Here is a 15,717-nt window from a genome sequence, read left to right on the forward strand (position 1 = left end):
ATCGCAGCCTGCGGCAGCGGCTACAGGTCAGACGCGGAACTGGTCCATCAGGCTCTGTTGCTGGTTGGCCAGGCTGTTGAGGGACTGGCTGACCCGCGCCGATTCATTGGCTTGTTCCGACAGCGATTCGGTGACGTCTCGGATGGTCGCCACGTTGCTGTTGATCTCCTCGGCCACTGCGCTCTGCTGCTCGGCGGCGCTGGCGATCTGCAGGTTCATGTCGCTGATCACCGTCACCGCGTCGCCGATCTGGCGCAGGGCGGTCACGGCTTGACCCACTTGTTCAACGCTGCCCTGGGCCTGGCGGTGGCTGCTGTTCATGGACCCCACCACGTCCCGGGTGCCGGTTTGCAGTTGCTCGATCACTTGGCGGGTTTCCTCCACCGATTCCTGGGTGCGTTGGGCCAGGTTGCGCACCTCGTCGGCGACCACGGCAAAACCGCGCCCGGCCTCCCCGGCGCGGGCCGCTTCGATGGCAGCGTTGAGGGCCAGCAGGTTGGTCTGCTCGGCAATCGAGCGGATCACTTCCAGTACCGTGCCGATCTGTTCGCTGTTGGCGGCCAGACCTTCGACCTGGGTCATGGCGGCGCTCATGTCGGCGGCCAGTTGGTCGATGCTGCGGGTGGTGCGGTCGATCACGGTCAGGCCCTGTTGCGTGGCCTGGTCGGCATCCCGCGCCGCCTGGGCCGCCTGGGCCGCACTGCGGGCCACGTCCTGGGCGGTGGCGCTCATCTCGTGGGAAGCAGTGGCCACTTGGTCCACCTGACGATACTGCTGTTCCATGCCGGCGCTGGTCTGGGTGGCGATGGCCGATGACTGGTCGGCGGTGCCGCGAGCGTCCTGCACCGAGCGTTTCACTTCGGCAATGATCGGCTGCAGCTTGTCGAGGAAACGGTTGAACCAGCCGGCCAGTTGCCCCAGCTCGTCCTTGTTGTTGTACGCCAGGCGCCGGGTCAGGTCGCCTTCACCGCTGGCAATGTCTTCGAGCATGTGGGCCACGCCGAGAATCGGCCGGGTCACGCTGCGCGCCATCAGCCACACCAGCAGCAGGCCCACTACAGCCGCCAGCAGGCCCAGGCCCAGCTCCATCAGGGTGCCGCTGTTGTTGCTGGCGTCCAGTTCGCTTTTCAAGGCTTCGGCCGGACCCACCAGGACCTTTTCCGGCACATCCAGCAGCACGCCCCAGGGCTTGCCGCCAGGGATCGGGGTGAAGGGGGCGAGGACCTTGAGTTTCTGCTGGCTGTGCAGGCTATGGGTCTGGGTGCTATCGGCCAGTTGGCGGATCAGTTCGGCGCCGTTGACGCTGTCGACACTGTCCAGGCGCTGGCTGAGCTTGCTGGCATCCGGGCTATAGCCGGCCAGCAGGCCTGCGGGGCTGAGGATACTGACGCTGGTCTGGCCGGCGTAGAGCTTCTGGCTGGCATCGCGGCTGATGGCCTGCAGGCTGTTGAGGTTGATGTCCACCGACAGCGAGGCGATGACTTTGCCGTTGACCAGCAGCGGGAAGACGATGCTGGTCATCAGCACCTTCTGGCCGTCGATGTCATAGAAGTAGGGCTCGATCACGCAGGGCTTGAGGGTGCTGCGCGGGCAGGTGAACCAGGCATTGGCCGGTTGGCCGCTGGGTCCGCTGCGGGTGTCGCTCATGTCGCTTTCCGGCAACGCCATGGAGGTCAGCTGGCCCGGGGTGGGCTGGGACCAGTACAGGGCGAAGCGGCCTTTTTCGTTGCTGCCCAATTCGCTCTGGCCGCTGAACAACTCGTCCTTGCCATCCAGGGCGTTGGCTTCGAACACCAGGGACAGGCCCAGCAGGTCGGGGTTGGCCTGCAGCGCCGACTTGACCTGGCGGGTCAGGTCTTCACGCAGGTCGAAGGCGTCGAGGAAACGTTTCTCGGCCTGCTCCCGCAGGAACAGCACCTGGCGGGAAAAGCCGTGGCCGTATTGATAGGCGTCCATGAACTGTTGGCGAATGCCCAGTGCCTGGACTTCACCCTGGGCTTCGATCCGCGCCTGGGCTGCTTCGTTGAGCATCTCCATGCTCGACGCTTTCACCAGCTCGGAGCTGTGCTCCATGCGATACAGCGAAAGCCCCACCAACAGCGACACGATGCCCAACAGGCAGAGTCCGGCCAGCAGGGTGATCTTCCATTGGATGGAAAGTTGTCTGAGCGACATGGAGGCGTCCTTTATTCGATAAATATCTGAGACTTTGCACTGTAACGGCCGACGAACGGCGTTCTTTAAACGCTTGTTCGAAATAAGCCGTGAGGCTCTGGGGCTGCTGTGCAGCCCGACGGGAACGAGCGCCCTCGCCACGGGTACGGGGTGGGTCTTGGGAGCTTCGCGAGCAAGCTTGCTCCTGCGGGCGGCGGGGTGCGGGTTTTGACAAGCTGGTTGCGCTGCTGCAAAGTGCGCGCCCTCTAATAAGAACCTCTTTCATCTCGATGTCGGCAGCCCGCTGCCTTCCGGTCGGTCACAGGCTTTTGCGTCTTTTTTAGCGGCGCAGTAATGAGGTAACGATGATTAACGCAGTAATTGCCGCGGTTGGCGTGATGCTGGTGCTCAGCCTGTCCCGCGTGCATGTAGTGATCGCCCTGATCATTGGTGCCCTGGTGGGCGGTTTGACGGGTGGCCTGGGGATCGAGGCTACCCTCAAGGCGTTCAACAGTGGTCTGGGTGGCGGTGCCACCGTGGCCCTGTCCTACGCCTTGCTCGGCGCCTTCGCCGTGGCCATCGCCAAGTCCGGCCTGGCCCATGCCCTGGCGGACAAGATCCTGATATTGGTGGATCGCCAGGACGCCCACGGCGGCGGCCAGGTCAAATGGCTGCTGATCGGCCTGTTGTGGGTGGTGGCGATTGCTTCGCAGAACATTCTGCCGATCCACATTGCCTTTATCCCACTGCTGGTGCCGCCGCTGCTCTATGTACTGACCAAGCTGCAACTGGACCGGCGGCTGATCGCCTGCGTCCTCACCTTCGGCCTGATCACCCCCTACATGTTCCTGCCAGTGGGTTTCGGCAACATCTTCCTCAATGAGATCCTCCTGGCCAACGTGGCCCGCAGCGGGGTGGACATCAGCCAGATCAACGTTACCCACGCCATGGGGATTCCCGCCCTGGGCATGCTCTGCGGCTTGCTGCTTGCGTTCTTCAGCTACCGCAAGAAGCGCGTGTATAACCTGGATCGGATCGAGAAAGTCGAGCAGGTGGCGGTGCAGTACAACCCGCGTACCCTGCTGGTGGCGGGGGCGGCTATCGTCGCTGCGTTTGTGATCCAGTTGCTGCTGGACTCGATGATTATCGGGGCCTTGTGCGGCTTCCTGATTTTCTCGGTGTCGGGCATCGTGCGTTGGCGCGAGACTGATGACCTGTTCACCGAAGGCATGAAGATGATGGCCATGATCGGCTTCATCATGATCGCCGCCTCCGGGTTTGCCGAGGTGATGAAGGCCACCGGCGAGGTGCAGAGCCTGGTCCAAGCCTCGGCTGCGTGGATCGACCACAGTAAAGGCGTGGGTGCCTTGCTGATGTTGCTGGTGGGGCTGTTGGTGACCATGGGCATCGGTTCGTCGTTTTCCACGGTGCCGATCCTGGCCGCGATCTTCGTGCCCTTGTGCGTGCAGTTGGGTTTCAGCCCGTTGGCGATCGTCTGCATCGTGGGCACTGCCGGGGCGCTGGGTGACGCGGGCTCGCCGGCCTCGGATTCGACCCTGGGCCCGACCTCGGGGCTGAACATCGACGGTCAGCACCATCACATCTGGGACACCGTGGTCCCGACCTTCCTGCATTACAACCTGCCGTTGCTGGCCTTTGGCTGGGTCGCGGCCATGGTTCTCTGACTCCATCCCTCTCTGTACAGGAGCCGGCTTGCCGTTGAAGGCGTCCTTCAAGGCGCTGCAGGGTCTGCCGGCCCTCTAGCCGGCAGGCCGGTTCCTGCGAGGTCGGGCTCAACTTTTGTTTTGGCGTGCCGTTAACGCGGTTATCACGCCAATAAAAAACCAAGAGTGAGCCCACTATGCGCTTGAGCCTGAAGGCCAAAGTCCTGTCCCTGGCGGTACTCCCGGTACTGCTGTTCGCGCTGGTGATCAGCCTGAGCACGGTGTTCATGCTGCGCCAGCAGGCCCAGAAAGAGGTTGAGGAAACCCGTAGTCGTCTGCTTGGCGAGGCCAAGACCACGCTGCAGAGCTATGTCGAAGTCGCCCTGAACACGATCAAGCCCCTGTATGACGCGGCGGCGCCCGGGGATCAGGCGGCCCGGGCCGAGGTGGTCAAGCTGCTGTCCAACATCACTTACGGCAAGGACGGCTACTTCTTCGGCTACGACTCCGAAACCGTGCGTCTGTTCAAGGGCAACAGCCCGGACGGCGTGGGCAAGAGCTTCAAGGACAATCGCGACCCCAACGGCGTTTACGTCAACCGCGAGCTGGTGCGCGTGGGCAAGGACGGCAGCCATTACGTGCAATACAGCTCGACCCAGCCGGGCAGCGACGTGCTGGTGCCCAAGCTGGGTTACACCGAGTACTTGCCCAAGTGGGACATGGTGCTGGGCACCTCGGTCAATCTCGACGGCATCGACGCCCAGGTGGCGGCAGTCCAGGACAGCGTCAACCAACGCATGGAAGGCATGGTCCTGAGCATCCTCGGGATCGCCGCAGTGGTGCTGCTGGTGATTGCGGCCCTGGGCCTGCTGGTGGCCAACACCATGCTGCGGCCGCTGAACCTGATGAAGGCCAACCTGGATGACATCGCCGCCGGCGAAGGCGACCTGACCCGGCGTCTGGCGATCACCAGCCAGGACGAACTGGGGGAACTGGCCGGTTCGTTCAACCGTTTTGTCGACAAGATCCACGGTCTGGTGCGCCAGATCACCGAGATGACCGGGCAGCTCACCGAGCTGGTGACCCAGGTTTCGGATCAGGCCCAGCGTTCGGAACAGGCCATGGAGCGTCAGCGTCACGAGACCGATCAGGTGGCCACGGCGATCAATGAAATGTCTTCGGCTGCCCAGGAAGTGGCGCGCAGTGCCCAGGGGGCGGCGGTGGCGGCGCAACAGACCGATGAGGAAGGCCAGGCGGCCAAGCGCGTGGTGGATGGCAGCATCCAGCAGATCCATGCCCTGGTCAGCGATATTCGCAACAGCGGCACCTCCCTGGATAGCTTGCAGCAGGACGTGGCGTCGATCGTCAGCGTGTTGGATGTGATCCGCTCCATCGCCGAGCAGACCAACCTGCTGGCACTGAACGCGGCCATTGAGGCGGCCCGGGCCGGGGAGGCCGGGCGTGGTTTTGCCGTGGTTGCCGATGAAGTGCGGGCCCTGGCCAGCCGTACCCAGCAAAGCACCCAGGAAATCCAGGGCATGATCGATCGCCTGCAGCAGGGCACCCGGGTGGCGGTGGACGCCATGCGCCGCTCCAGCGACGCCGGCGATGGCACCTCGGTGAAAGCCAACGAGGCCGGGGCTTCGCTGGACACCATGGCCCAGCTGATTGGCACCATCAATTCGATGAACGCACAAATCGCCAGTGCGGCAGAGGAGCAGACCGCGGTGGCTGAAGAGATCAACCGCAGCGTGCACCAGATCGCCGTGGCGGTGGACAGCGTGGCCGATGAAACCCAGCGCGGGGCCCAGACGTCACGCAGTCTGGCGGACCTGGGGCAGCGCCTGGGTCGGTTGGTGGGGCAGTTCCGGATCTGATGTTGTGCTCAGCCAGCCGCCTGGAGCGGCTGGCAAGAGCGCTGCGCCTCAGGCGCTGATGTCGCGCATCAACAGGCCAAAGCGCAGGTCCACCTGATCGGGGATCGGCAGGTACACGGTGTGGCCATCCCCCGGGGCGACTTCGATGGTTTCGCCCTTGGCGTTCTGCAGTTCGTGCAGATCGAAATGGAAGTTGCCCTTGGGGGTCATCAGTTCCATGTGATCGCCCAGGGCGAAACGGTTCTTCACCTTCACTTCTGCCAGACGGTCACGGCGTTCGCCGGTGAGTTCGCCGACGAACTGCTGGCGTTCCGACACCGAGCTGCCGTTCTGGTAGTTCTGGTACTCGTCATGTACATGGCGGCGCAGGAAGCCTTCGGTGTAGCCGCGCTGGGCCAGGGACTCCAGGTCGTTCATCAGGCTGCGGTCGAACTCGCGCCCGGCCGCCGCGTCGTCGATGGCCCGGCGGTACACCTGGGTGGTGCGCGCGCAGTAGAAGTGGGATTTGGTCCGGCCCTCGATCTTCAGCGAGTGCACGCCCATGCGGGTCAGGCGCTCCACGTGCTGCACCGCCCGCAGGTCCTTGGCATTCATGATGTAGGTGCCGTGCTCGTCCTCGAAGGCCGGCATCAGCTCGTCCGGGCGATTGGCTTCCTGGAGCAGGAACACCTGGTCGGTGGGTGCCCCCAGGCCCAGGGTCGGCTCCGGCTGGAAGGTCTGGACGATGTCCCCGAGGTTGTTCTCGGTGGCTGCTTCGGCCTTGTATTTCCAGCGGCAGGCGTTGGTGCAGGTGCCCTGGTTGGCGTCGCGCTTGTTCATGTAGCCCGAGAGCAGGCAGCGTCCGGAATAGGCCATGCACAGGGCGCCGTGGACGAAGACTTCCAGCTCCATGGCCGGCACTTTCTGGCGGATTTCCTCGATTTCTTCCAGGGACAGTTCCCGGGACAGGATGATCCGGGTCAGCCCTTGCAGTTGCCAGAATTCGACGCTGGCCCAGTTCACCGTGTTGGCCTGCACCGAGAGGTGGATCGGCATGGCCGGGAAGTGCCGGCGCACCAGCATGATCAGCCCCGGGTCGGACATGATCAGCGCATCCGGGGCCATCTCGATGACAGGCTCCAGGTCCTTGAGAAAGGTCTTGAGCTTGGCGTTGTGCGGGGCGATGTTGACCACCACGTAGAAACGCTTGCCCTGGGCCTGGGCCTCGCGGATACCGAGGGCCAGGTTGGCGTGGTCGAATTCGTTGTTGCGCACCCGCAGGCTGTAGCGCGGTTGGCCGGCGTACACCGCATCGGCGCCATAGGCGAAGGCGTAGCGCATGTTTTTCAGGGTGCCGGCGGGGGCCAGGAGTTCGGGCTTGGCAAGGAGCGTCATGGTGCTGTCGGTCGCAAAAGGTCGCGAGGGTAAGCCAGTGCTGGCGGGCATTCATTGATCTGGATCTATGTCTGATGCAGAAAAAAACGCACTCGGCATCACGGCTGCGGACTAACCTCAGGACGCCGTGATGGGGCGTTGACTGATCTGGATCGGACATGAATCAAAACAACCTGCAAAACAAAAGCCTGCTGCTGTTACTGGTCCTGGTGACGGTGGCGTTCATCTGGATTTTGCTGCCGTTCTACGGAGCACTGTTCTGGGCGGTGATCCTGGGCATCGTCTTTGCTCCCTTGCAGCGCCGCCTGCAATTGAAGTTCGGCTGGCCGCGCAATCTCACGGCCTTGTGCACCCTGCTGATCTGCTTGGTGATCGCCATCTTGCCGGTGATCATCACCAGTGTGTTGCTGGTCCAGGAAGGGGCCGAGCTGTACAAGAAGATCGAAAGCGGTCAGTTGGACATCGCCGGCTACCTGGCCCAGTTCAAGCACAGCCTGCCACCCTACTTTCAGCACCTGCTGGATCGCTTGGGCCTTGGCGAGCTCAAGGGCTTGCAGGAGAAGACGGTCAAGAGCGCGATGCAGGGCAGTCAGTACCTGGCGACCCAGGCGTTCAGCTTCGGTCAGGGCACCTTCGAGTTCGTGGTGAGCTTCTTCATCATGCTCTACCTGCTGTTCTTCTTTTTGCGTGATGGCGCCGAACTGGCGCGCAAGATCCGCACCGCCGTGCCCCTGGCCGAGTACCAGAAACGCCGGCTGCAACTGAAGTTCAATCGGGTGGTAAGGGCTACGGTCAAGGGCAATGTGCTGGTGGCGGTGACCCAGGGCGCCTTGGGGGGAATGATCTTCTGGTTCCTGGATATTCCCAGTGCCCTGTTGTGGGCGGTGCTGATGGCGTTTCTGTCGTTGCTGCCGGCGGTGGGGGCGGGGATTGTCTGGGGGCCGGTGGCGGCGTACTTCCTGATCAGCGGAGCGATCTGGCAAGGGGTAGTGCTGGGGGTGTTCGGGGTGTTCGTGATCGGCCTGGTGGACAACCTGCTGCGGCCCATCCTGGTGGGCAAGGACACCAAGATGCCAGACTACCTGATCCTGATCTCGACCCTGGGCGGGCTGGCGATCTTCGGCCTCAACGGCTTTGTCATCGGGCCCTTGATCGCCGCGCTGTTCATGTCCAGTTGGGCGCTGTTCGTCGAAACCCGGCCTCGGGTGCAGTTGCCTTAGCAGTGGACCCTGTGCAGATCGAGTTGCCTGGACAGGGCCTGGGCGGCGGGCAGGGAGGTCAGCGGGCCGCTGACGGCTTCGCCGTCGCGTACCAGGTACCAGCAGGCCAGCAAGCCCAGTTCCCTGAGCGACGCGGGGACGGCACTGCCGATAACGGACATGATCTGGACCTTGGGCATGACAACCTCCTCGATGGGCGAGGAGTTACCTTACAAAGCCTCAAGTGCTACGAAAAATCACCCAGTCTGATAGTGGACATTGATGCCGGTGCTAGCGGTTGCGGTGGTTCAGTCCACCACCTGATCGAGCATGTGCAGCACTTCCTGCTCATTGAGCAGGCCCTTGCGCACCAGGTTCTGGGCCAGCAGCGAGAGAAACTTGGCGCAGCGATGGCCTTCCAGATGCTTGAGTTCGGTCAGGGCGTCGTACACCCGGCTGGAGGTGCAGAGGCCTTCGACGCGGTGGGGGTTTTGCGTGGGCATGGGGTCGTCCTTGTTGTTATGGGCCTGTGGCGAGCGGACTGGGTCGATCTTGCAGTCCTTGAATGACACAAACATGACAGTCCCGCGTTGCTCAGGGCCGTCGTGGGATCAGCACACTATTCCCGGATTTGCAGGCAAATACTGTTCCAGTCGCGACATTGTTCGGGATTATTCAGACATCCGGGTGATGGCAAAATGCAACAGGCCCCGCTTCGAGGGCGGGGCCTGTGGCTGTTTCAGTGGACGGTTACCAGCGGCCGGGACGTGGGCCGTAGTAGTAATGAGGGTGGCCGTAGTAGCCCCGTGGCGGGCCGTAGTACACCGGCGCCGGGCGGTAGTAGACCGGTTGTTGGACATAGACCGGTGCCGGCTGGTAGTAGACCGGCGGTGGTGGCGCGGCATACACCGGCTGGGGTTGCACATACACCGGCGCCTGCTGCACGTAGACCGGACGATCCTGATTGGCGATCACCGAGCCCACAACGGCTGCACCGACAACTGCGCCCAGTGCTGCGGGGCCGGCCCAGCCACCACCGTGGGCCGATGCCTGGCCGGCGACAGCCAGTGCACCTATGAGCAGGGCAATCTTGGGGATTTTGGAAATCATGGTTGGTCCTCGGTTCAACCCCTGCGTTTATGGTCTGCACCAGACTCAAGAACTGACGCGGGGATACTGCTAAGACAGCGGTTTCTGGAAAATCTGCACAGCCGCTAAGTAAATATTGTGTAAGGTCTGTACCGGCCTCTTTACCGTCATCCCTGGGCGCTGCAGGGGCCTGCAAACCAGCGCCGATATGATCAGGCACAAGGGGCTTGGCTGACCAAGCCCGTCTATCCGAAAGTGCCCAGCGAGGAGATGAATATGCAAATGAACCCCAACAAAGACACCCAGTTGTGCATGTCGCTGTCCGGGCGTCCGGGGAACTTCGGCCTGCGTTTTCACAATCATCTGTATGAGCAGTTGGGGCTCAATTTCTACTACAAGGCCTTCAGCAGTCAGGATCTGCCCGGTGCGGTGCGGGGGATACGTGCGTTGGGGATTCGCGGCTGCGGCGTGTCCATGCCGTTCAAGGAGGACTGCATCCCCCTGGTGGATGAGCTGGATGCCTCGGCCAGGGCCATCGCTTCGATCAACACCATCGTCAATACCGATGGCCACCTGAAGGCCTACAACACCGATTACATTGCCGTGGCCCAGTTGCTGGCCGAGCACGACGTGCCACGGGAATCGACTTTCGCCCTGCGCGGCAGCGGCGGCATGGCCAAGGCGGTGGCCAGTGCCTTGCGTGATGGCGGTTATGCCCAGGGCGTGATCGTCGCGCGCAATGAAGTCACCGGGCGCGCCCTGGCCAGTGCCTTGGGATATGAGTGGCGGGCGGAGTTGGGCAGCCTGCGGCCGCAGATGCTGATCAACGTGACCCCGATCGGCATGAGCGGTGGCCCGCAAGCGCAGCAGCTGGCGTTCGAGGCCGAGGCGATTGCTGCGGCGGACCGGGTGTTCGATGTGGTGGCCGTGCCGTCGGAGACACCGTTGATCCTGCGGGCCAGGGCCGAAGGCAAGCAGGTCATCACCGGGCTGGAGGTGATTGCGATTCAGGCCCTGGAGCAGTTTGTGCTGTATACCGGCGTGCGCCCGAGCGAGGAGCAGTTCCACAAGGCGGTGGCCTTCGCTCGGGCTTGAGCCGGCATTGTCGTCAGCGGCCCATGGGGACGCATCAGCTCAGCCTTCGAGCTGGGCCAGACGTTCTTCCAGGGCGGCGATCCGCGCTTCCAGTTCTTCGATGCGCTCCACTGAAACCGCGCCGCCGGCGCTGCGCTCCACCGGGTTGCCGCGGGCGGCGAGGATCGCTTCGATATCCGCCGGGTCGCCCAGGGCGTGGGTGTAGCGGTCCTCGCGCTGGCCGGCCTGACGCGGGATGTGCAGGGCCAGGCCCCGGGCGATCAGGCGTTCGAGCTGGTGCAGGACTTGCTCGCTGTCTTCGAAATCGTGCATGCGCCCGCTGCGAGTCAGCAGTTCGTTGACCGTCTGCGGACCGCGCAGAAACATCAGGCCGCACAGGATCAACTGCGCCGGCACCAGTTCCAGGGCCTTGTCCAGGCGCTGTTCCCAGCGGTCGGCGCGGCTGCCCATGACCAACCGAGTGAAGCCCCGGGCCTCAAGGGCGCGCAGGCTCTGGCCGACCTGGCCCTGGGTCAGGTTCATCACCGGTTCGCGGCTGGTTTTCTGATTGCAGGCGATCACCAGGGCATTGAGGGTCAGGGGATAGGTTTCCGGGCTGGTGGCCTGCTTTTCGATCAACGAACCCAGAACGCGGATGTCGGTACTGCTCAGGCGCAGTGCTTCGCTGGGGGTGTCGTGCTCGTTGCTCATAAGTGCTGGTCCCTTGGTCACTGATGGATGAGGTCGTGGAAAACCCGGTGCATGGCGCGCTAGGGCGGTCTTGAGTTTTCCGTGGCCGAGTCGGCCTTCTTCGAGGGGCTCTGTTTTACCTTCACAAGCCGGTTCTGACCATCAGAACTTGGTGGGGCGGGGATCGGGTTGCGGCGTTCAAGCAAGGCAAGGCCGCCGCGCAGTCGGCGCGGCGGCAGGTTTCAGCTGGATTGCGCAGCTTGTGCCGGTTCGGCTGCGGCCCGCGGCGTGGACGGCGTTGGGGGACTGGCGACGGGTTCCAGGCACCGCTGGGCAAACCGGGCGATGCTGCGCAGGGCGTTCCTGGCAGAGCGCAGATAGAAGGCCTGCAACTGGAAGACATGCCAGCGCCCGTCGTGAATTTCCAGCTGGCAGGGTACGCCGGACGCCCGTGCCCGTTCGGCTAGGCGGAGGGAGTCGGACAGCAGCAGTTCCTGGTCGCCGACCTGGATCAGCATCGGCGGCAGGCCGCGCAGGTCTGCTTCCAGGGGGCGATGTGAAAGCGTCTGCGCAGGGACGGCGTAGGCCTTGAGGGCTTGTTCCAGCCAGTCGCGGCGGATCATCGGGTCGACGGCGGATCGGGATTGAAGGCGGTCTGCGCCCAGGTCGGGATCGGTAACCGGCGAGAGCAATATCAGCCCGGCCGCGAACGGCTCGCCGCGTTGCTTCAAGGTCAGCGCCAGTGCCAGCGCCAGGGCGCCCCCGGCAGAGTCACCGGCAATCAGCAGCTGTTGCGCCGGGCAGCCCTGGGCACGGATGGCGTCATAACAGGCCAGGCAGTCGTCCAGCGCGGCCGGGTAGGGATGCTCCGGTGCCAGTCGGTAGTCGGGCGCCCAGACGCGGCAGCCAGTCTCCCTGGCCAGGCGGCTGGTGACGCTGTAGTGGGTGTCCGGGTTGCCCAGGCAGAAGGCGCCGCCGTGCAGGTAGAGGATGACTGCGTTCGAGGTCCGGGCCTTGGGCTCGACGCACTGCACCGCCAACTGACCCAGGCTCGTGCGCTTGCGGGTTACGCCCAGGCCACCGGGCATCAGCCAAGAGAGGGCGTTGACGAGCTTGCGCTGGCTCACCAGTTGCCGCGGCGGGCCGATCAGGGTCCTGAAACTGGCTCTCAGGAAAAGCCGCAAGAAAGCCGCGTTGCACCGTTCCAGCCAATCTCCGGGTGGGGCCACTCGCTGTCCATCGCTGGGCGAAAACGGCGCGTCCAGGGGGCTGGCAAATCGGTAGGCGGACAGTCCGCCATAGCGGGTCAGCCATCTGTAGCTCCAGGTGAAACCGGGCCAGTTGGTGCTGTTGTGCCCCTGCGCGTCGACATACCAGCTCTGGCAGCCGCTCCACACCGAGGTGGCCAGGCGGCGCTGGATGCGCCACTGAAAACGCTGGTAGGGCGACTCGTCCACCTCCAGGGTTTTCGCCGCGCTTTTGAGCAGCGCCCGGCGGGCCTTGATCACGTGGGATATCTGGCTTTCCAGCATGTGGATGATGGAGTTGTGGCCCAGGTTGGTGTTGGGCCCGTAGAGCATGAAGAAGTTGGGGAAGCCGGGCACGCTGAGCCCCAGGTAGGCTGCCGCGCCATGTTGCCAGGCCTGGTTCAGGTCGACCCCGCCGCGGCCGCTGATGCGCATCGGCGAAAGGAATTCGGTGGCGGCGAAGCCGGTGCCATAGATGATGGCATCCACCGGATGCTGCTGGCCGTCGAGGGTTGTGATGCCGTGCTCGGTAATGCGCTCGATGCCCTGGGTCAACAGCTCGACATGGGGGCTGGCGAAGGTTTTCAGGTAGTCGTTGGACAGCAGGATGCGTTTGCAGCCGATGGGATAGTCCGGGGTCATGCGCTGGCGCAGTTCGGGGTTGGGCACCGAGGCATTCAGCAGCTTGTGAAAAGGAATACCGACCACCCATTGGGTCAGGCTCTTGAGGCGGGTAAAGCCCAGGGCCCGGGATTCGAAATGCAGGTAGTGGGCGGCGCGCACCAGTTTGGCCCATAGCGGATGGCGGGCGAATCGCTGTTTTTCCTCCGGGCGGTAGGCGCGGTCGGCCTTGGGCATGATGTAGGCCGGGGAGCGCTGGAAGACCTTGAGCGCGGCCACCTGATCGGCGATCTGCGGAACGAACTGGATGGCCGAGGCGCCGGTGCCGATCACCGCTACCCGCTTGTTGGCCAGAGGGTAGTGATGGTCCCAGGCTGCGGAATGGAATACATGACCCTGGAAACTGTCCAGGCCCGGCAGGTTGGGCAGGGCGGGGCGGCTCAGTTGGCCAGTGGCGCTGATCAGCAGGCGGCTGAAGTGCTCCTGGCCATCGCGGCAGATGACCTGCCAGCAACTGCTGGCTTCATCGAACCGGGCGTGGCGCACTTCGCTGCCAAAGTGGATGTGGCGCAGCAGGTCGTAGCGCTGGGCGCAATGCTGCAGGTAACCGTGGATCTCTGCCTGGGGGGCGAACACCCGGGACCAGTTCGGGTTGGGCTCGAAGGAAAACGAGTACAGGTGCGAAGGCACGTCGCAGGCGGCGCCGGGGTAGGTGTTGTCGCGCCAGACACCACCGACGTCCTGGCCTTTCTCAAGAAGGATGAACTGATCGACCCCGGCCTTGCGCAGGGCGATGGCCATGCCCAGGCCGCCGAAGCCGCTGCCGATGATCAGGGCCTCAAGGGGCGCGGTTGAGCTGGAGGGTGGGGTACAGGCAGGTGCTGATTGGGGCATGACGACCTCGTTGTTATTGTTGTGCGGCACTGGGTTGATCCTCCCGAGGCCACGTCCTTGTTTCTGTGGTGCAGCCCCGATCAGTGAAGCATGCAGGGAATAAAGTGCAGGCCCCATGCTGTAACGGGACAAGTGCTTTAGTATTTGGGCCAAATCAGCGGTTCATGAGTCCGGCCCATGAGTATCCAGACCTACACCCGAGGACCTTCCAGCGCCTTGCTGCTGGTGAGCTTCGGCCGCGAAAAGGGCTTGCCAGTGGCGAGTTTGCTGGCCGGTTCGGGGTTGTCCCTGGAGCAGTTGCAGGACCCCAACAGCCTGTTGACGGCGGCTCAGGAACTGCAACTGGTGAGCAATCTGCTGGGTTTGCTGGGCAATCCCCGGGGCTTGGGTTACGTCGTGGGCGCGCGCTATCACTTCTCCAGCTACGGCCTGTTTGGCTATGGCCTGATCAGCAGTACGACCGCGGCGGATGCCTTGAACCTGGCCTTGCGCTTTTTACCCCTGACTTATGCCTTTGCCACGATCGGCTATCGATTGGAGCAGGAGCTGGGCGTGCTGACGTTTGCTGAGCCTGCGGTGGCGGACCCGGCGGTACGGGAGTTTCTGCTGCAGCGGGACATGGCCGCTGCGGCGGTATTGATGAAGGAGATTGTGGGCCCGGACTTTCGCCTGACGCGGTTTACCCGGTGCAATGGCCGTCCTGTGGCGCGCAGCACGGGGGAGGTGGAGCAGATCCTGGGCCTGAGTCCCGCCTATCGGGCCGCGCAGCATGGCTTGGCCTTCGACCGGCGCTTCCTGACCCGGGCCTTGCCCCAGGCCAATCCACTGACGGTGTCGATGTGCGAGCAGATGTGTGCACAGTTGCTGGAGCGTCGTTCAGCGCCTCAGGGGGCTACGGCCCTGGTGCGCCAGTATCTTGAGGCCGCCCCCTCCGGCAGCGTACCGGACCTGCCGAGCATGGCGCGGTTGAGTCGGACCAGCGTGCGCACCCTCAAGCGTCGTTTGCAGGAGGAGGGCACGTCGTACCGGCAATTACAGACCCAGCACCGCAGCGCCCGGGCCTTGGAGCTATTGGGCAACCCGGCCTTGAGCCTGACGCAGATCGCCGAGCGGCTGGGCTTCAGCGACCTGTCGAGTTTTTCCCAGAGCTTCAAGCGCTGGTTTGGCGTCGCGCCCAGCGCCTATCGCCAAGGGCCGCCGGGATAAAGGCCCCGGGGTCGGCCGCTGTGGCTATAATCGCTGCTCGTTGTATTTCCGCCATCCATGTCGAGACTGTCATGACTATTTCCCTGTACGCCGCTTCCGTTCCTGTCTTCAAGCAAATGCTCAACGCCTTGAGCGATGTACTGCACAAGGCCGAAGCTCACGCCACGGCGAAGAATATCGAACCCAATGCCCTGCTCCAGGCGCGCCTGTATCCGGACATGTTCCCGCTGGTGCGTCAGGTGCAGATCGCCGTGGACTTCGCCAAGGGCGTGTCGGCTCGCCTGGCCGAGGTCGAACTGCCCAAGTACGACGATACTGAAGTCACCTTCGCCGACCTGCAGGCGCTGATCGCCAAGGTCCTGGCCTTTATCGAAGGCATTCAGCCTTCGCAGATCGATGGCAAGGAAGGCATCGAGATCGTCACCCGTCCGGGCACTCCGAAAGAGAAGCGCTTCAGTGGCCAGTCCTACCTGCTGACCTACGGCTTGCCGCAGTTCTTCTTCCACGTCACCACCACCTACGCGATCCTGCGTCACAACGGTGTGGAAGTGGGCAAGCGCGACTACATGGGCGCGTTCTAAGGCGTCCTGCTGAAGAGCGGCACGAGCCTTTCAGCGCGCATAAAAAA

The 15,717-nt window shown here is 63.5% G+C and carries 12 protein-coding genes and 3 pseudogenes; 7 read left to right on the forward strand and 8 right to left on the reverse strand.

Annotated elements, in window-relative coordinates:
- Nucleotides 1-27 precede the first annotated feature (27 nt).
- Both PQT43_RS31390 and PQT43_RS31395 read right to left on the reverse strand, forming a co-directional pair.
- Nucleotides 28-783 (reverse strand): methyl-accepting chemotaxis protein, encoded by a 756-nt coding sequence (locus PQT43_RS31390; RefSeq protein WP_372342512.1) that lies wholly within the window; start codon nt 781-783, stop codon nt 28-30.
- A 102-nt stretch (nt 784-885) separates the two neighbouring features.
- Nucleotides 886-2,175: pseudogene (locus PQT43_RS31395) on the reverse strand (HAMP domain-containing protein); the annotation flags it as partial.
- A 347-nt stretch (nt 2,176-2,522) separates the two neighbouring features.
- Between PQT43_RS31395 and PQT43_RS09175 the strand changes: the two are divergent.
- From PQT43_RS09175 to PQT43_RS31405, 3 genes and pseudogenes are all read left to right on the forward strand, one after another.
- Nucleotides 2,523-3,839, forward strand: coding sequence for a Na+/H+ antiporter family protein (locus PQT43_RS09175; RefSeq protein ID WP_267270060.1), 1,317 nt, complete (start codon nt 2,523-2,525; stop codon nt 3,837-3,839).
- A 266-nt stretch (nt 3,840-4,105) separates the two neighbouring features.
- Nucleotides 4,106-4,789: pseudogene (locus PQT43_RS31400) on the forward strand (cache domain-containing protein); the annotation flags it as partial.
- A gap of 315 nt (nt 4,790-5,104) precedes the next feature.
- A pseudogene (locus PQT43_RS31405) lies at nt 5,105-5,695 on the forward strand (methyl-accepting chemotaxis protein); the annotation flags it as partial.
- A 48-nt stretch (nt 5,696-5,743) separates the two neighbouring features.
- Here PQT43_RS31405 and trhP read toward each other — a convergent pair.
- Nucleotides 5,744-7,069, reverse strand: coding sequence for a prephenate-dependent tRNA uridine(34) hydroxylase TrhP (gene trhP / locus PQT43_RS09185; RefSeq protein ID WP_102881845.1), 1,326 nt, complete (start codon nt 7,067-7,069; stop codon nt 5,744-5,746).
- Nucleotides 7,070-7,227: 158 nt separating this feature from the next.
- On the opposite strand from trhP, the gene PQT43_RS09190 reads away from it, so the two are divergent.
- Nucleotides 7,228-8,289 carry an AI-2E family transporter gene (locus PQT43_RS09190; RefSeq protein ID WP_102881844.1) on the forward strand — a complete coding sequence of 354 codons (1,062 nt, stop codon included), beginning with the start codon at nt 7,228-7,230 and terminating at the stop codon, nt 8,287-8,289.
- Here the strand turns inward: PQT43_RS09190 and PQT43_RS09195 are convergent.
- The 3 genes from PQT43_RS09195 to PQT43_RS09205 form a co-directional block, all read right to left on the reverse strand.
- Entirely contained in the window at nt 8,286-8,468 is a 183-nt protein-coding gene (locus PQT43_RS09195) for a hypothetical protein (RefSeq protein ID WP_110652864.1), read from the reverse strand. The genes PQT43_RS09190 and PQT43_RS09195 overlap by 4 nt on opposite strands.
- A gap of 108 nt (nt 8,469-8,576) precedes the next feature.
- Nucleotides 8,577-8,771, reverse strand: a complete 195-nt coding sequence (locus PQT43_RS09200; RefSeq protein ID WP_102864963.1) for a hypothetical protein — start codon at nt 8,769-8,771, stop codon at nt 8,577-8,579.
- A gap of 247 nt (nt 8,772-9,018) precedes the next feature.
- Nucleotides 9,019-9,378 (reverse strand): hypothetical protein, encoded by a 360-nt coding sequence (locus PQT43_RS09205; RefSeq protein ID WP_102864638.1) that lies wholly within the window; start codon nt 9,376-9,378, stop codon nt 9,019-9,021.
- Between the two features lie 255 nt (nt 9,379-9,633).
- Between PQT43_RS09205 and PQT43_RS09210 the strand changes: the two genes are divergently transcribed.
- Nucleotides 9,634-10,452 carry a shikimate 5-dehydrogenase gene (locus tag PQT43_RS09210; RefSeq protein WP_272753751.1) on the forward strand — a complete coding sequence of 273 codons (819 nt, stop codon included), beginning with the start codon at nt 9,634-9,636 and terminating at the stop codon, nt 10,450-10,452.
- 39 nt (nt 10,453-10,491) lie between these two features.
- Here the strand turns inward: PQT43_RS09210 and PQT43_RS09215 are convergent, their stop codons facing one another.
- Nucleotides 10,492-11,142 carry a YceH family protein gene (locus PQT43_RS09215; RefSeq protein ID WP_102864640.1) on the reverse strand — a complete coding sequence of 217 codons (651 nt, stop codon included), beginning with the start codon at nt 11,140-11,142 and terminating at the stop codon, nt 10,492-10,494.
- Nucleotides 11,143-11,363: 221 nt separating this feature from the next.
- Entirely contained in the window at nt 11,364-13,883 is a 2,520-nt protein-coding gene (locus PQT43_RS09220) for a flavin-containing monooxygenase (protein ID WP_272753752.1), read from the reverse strand.
- Nucleotides 13,884-14,060: 177 nt separating this feature from the next.
- Between PQT43_RS09220 and PQT43_RS09225 the strand changes: the two genes are divergently transcribed.
- The gene (locus PQT43_RS09225) at nt 14,061-15,089 is read left to right on the forward strand and encodes an AraC family transcriptional regulator (RefSeq protein ID WP_272753753.1); all 1,029 of its coding nucleotides are present in this window, start codon (nt 14,061-14,063) and stop codon (nt 15,087-15,089) included.
- Nucleotides 15,090-15,160: 71 nt separating this feature from the next.
- On the forward strand, nt 15,161-15,670 hold the full coding sequence (locus PQT43_RS09230) for a DUF1993 domain-containing protein (RefSeq protein ID WP_102864642.1): 510 nt from the start codon (nt 15,161-15,163) through the stop codon (nt 15,668-15,670).
- The last annotated feature ends 47 nt before the right edge of the window (nt 15,671-15,717 follow it).

It is taken from the genome of Pseudomonas sp. BLCC-B112, assembly GCF_028550695.1.
In the GTDB taxonomy this organism is placed as follows: Bacteria; Pseudomonadota; Gammaproteobacteria; order Pseudomonadales; family Pseudomonadaceae; genus Aquipseudomonas; species Aquipseudomonas danubii.

What these genes read in the sequence shown, in the direction of transcription:
- PQT43_RS31390 (WP_372342512.1), bottom strand. Translation starts at nt 783, where the DNA reads ATGGAACAGCAGTATCGTCAGGTGGACCAAGTGGCCACTGCTTCCCAC.
- trhP (WP_102881845.1), bottom strand. Translation starts at nt 7,069, where the DNA reads ATGACGCTCCTTGCCAAGCCCGAACTCCTGGCCCCCGCCGGCACCCTG.
- PQT43_RS09190 (WP_102881844.1), top strand. Translation starts at nt 7,228, where the DNA reads ATGAATCAAAACAACCTGCAAAACAAAAGCCTGCTGCTGTTACTGGTC.
- PQT43_RS09195 (WP_110652864.1), bottom strand. Translation starts at nt 8,468, where the DNA reads ATGCCCAAGGTCCAGATCATGTCCGTTATCGGCAGTGCCGTCCCCGCG.
- PQT43_RS09200 (WP_102864963.1), bottom strand. Translation starts at nt 8,771, where the DNA reads ATGCCCACGCAAAACCCCCACCGCGTCGAAGGCCTCTGCACCTCCAGC.
- PQT43_RS09205 (WP_102864638.1), bottom strand. Translation starts at nt 9,378, where the DNA reads ATGATTTCCAAAATCCCCAAGATTGCCCTGCTCATAGGTGCACTGGCT.
- PQT43_RS09210 (WP_272753751.1), top strand. Translation starts at nt 9,634, where the DNA reads ATGCAAATGAACCCCAACAAAGACACCCAGTTGTGCATGTCGCTGTCC.
- PQT43_RS09215 (WP_102864640.1), bottom strand. Translation starts at nt 11,142, where the DNA reads ATGAGCAACGAGCACGACACCCCCAGCGAAGCACTGCGCCTGAGCAGT.
- PQT43_RS09220 (WP_272753752.1), bottom strand. Translation starts at nt 13,883, where the DNA reads ATGCCCCAATCAGCACCTGCCTGTACCCCACCCTCCAGCTCAACCGCG.
- PQT43_RS09225 (WP_272753753.1), top strand. Translation starts at nt 14,061, where the DNA reads ATGAGTATCCAGACCTACACCCGAGGACCTTCCAGCGCCTTGCTGCTG.
- PQT43_RS09230 (WP_102864642.1), top strand. Translation starts at nt 15,161, where the DNA reads ATGACTATTTCCCTGTACGCCGCTTCCGTTCCTGTCTTCAAGCAAATG.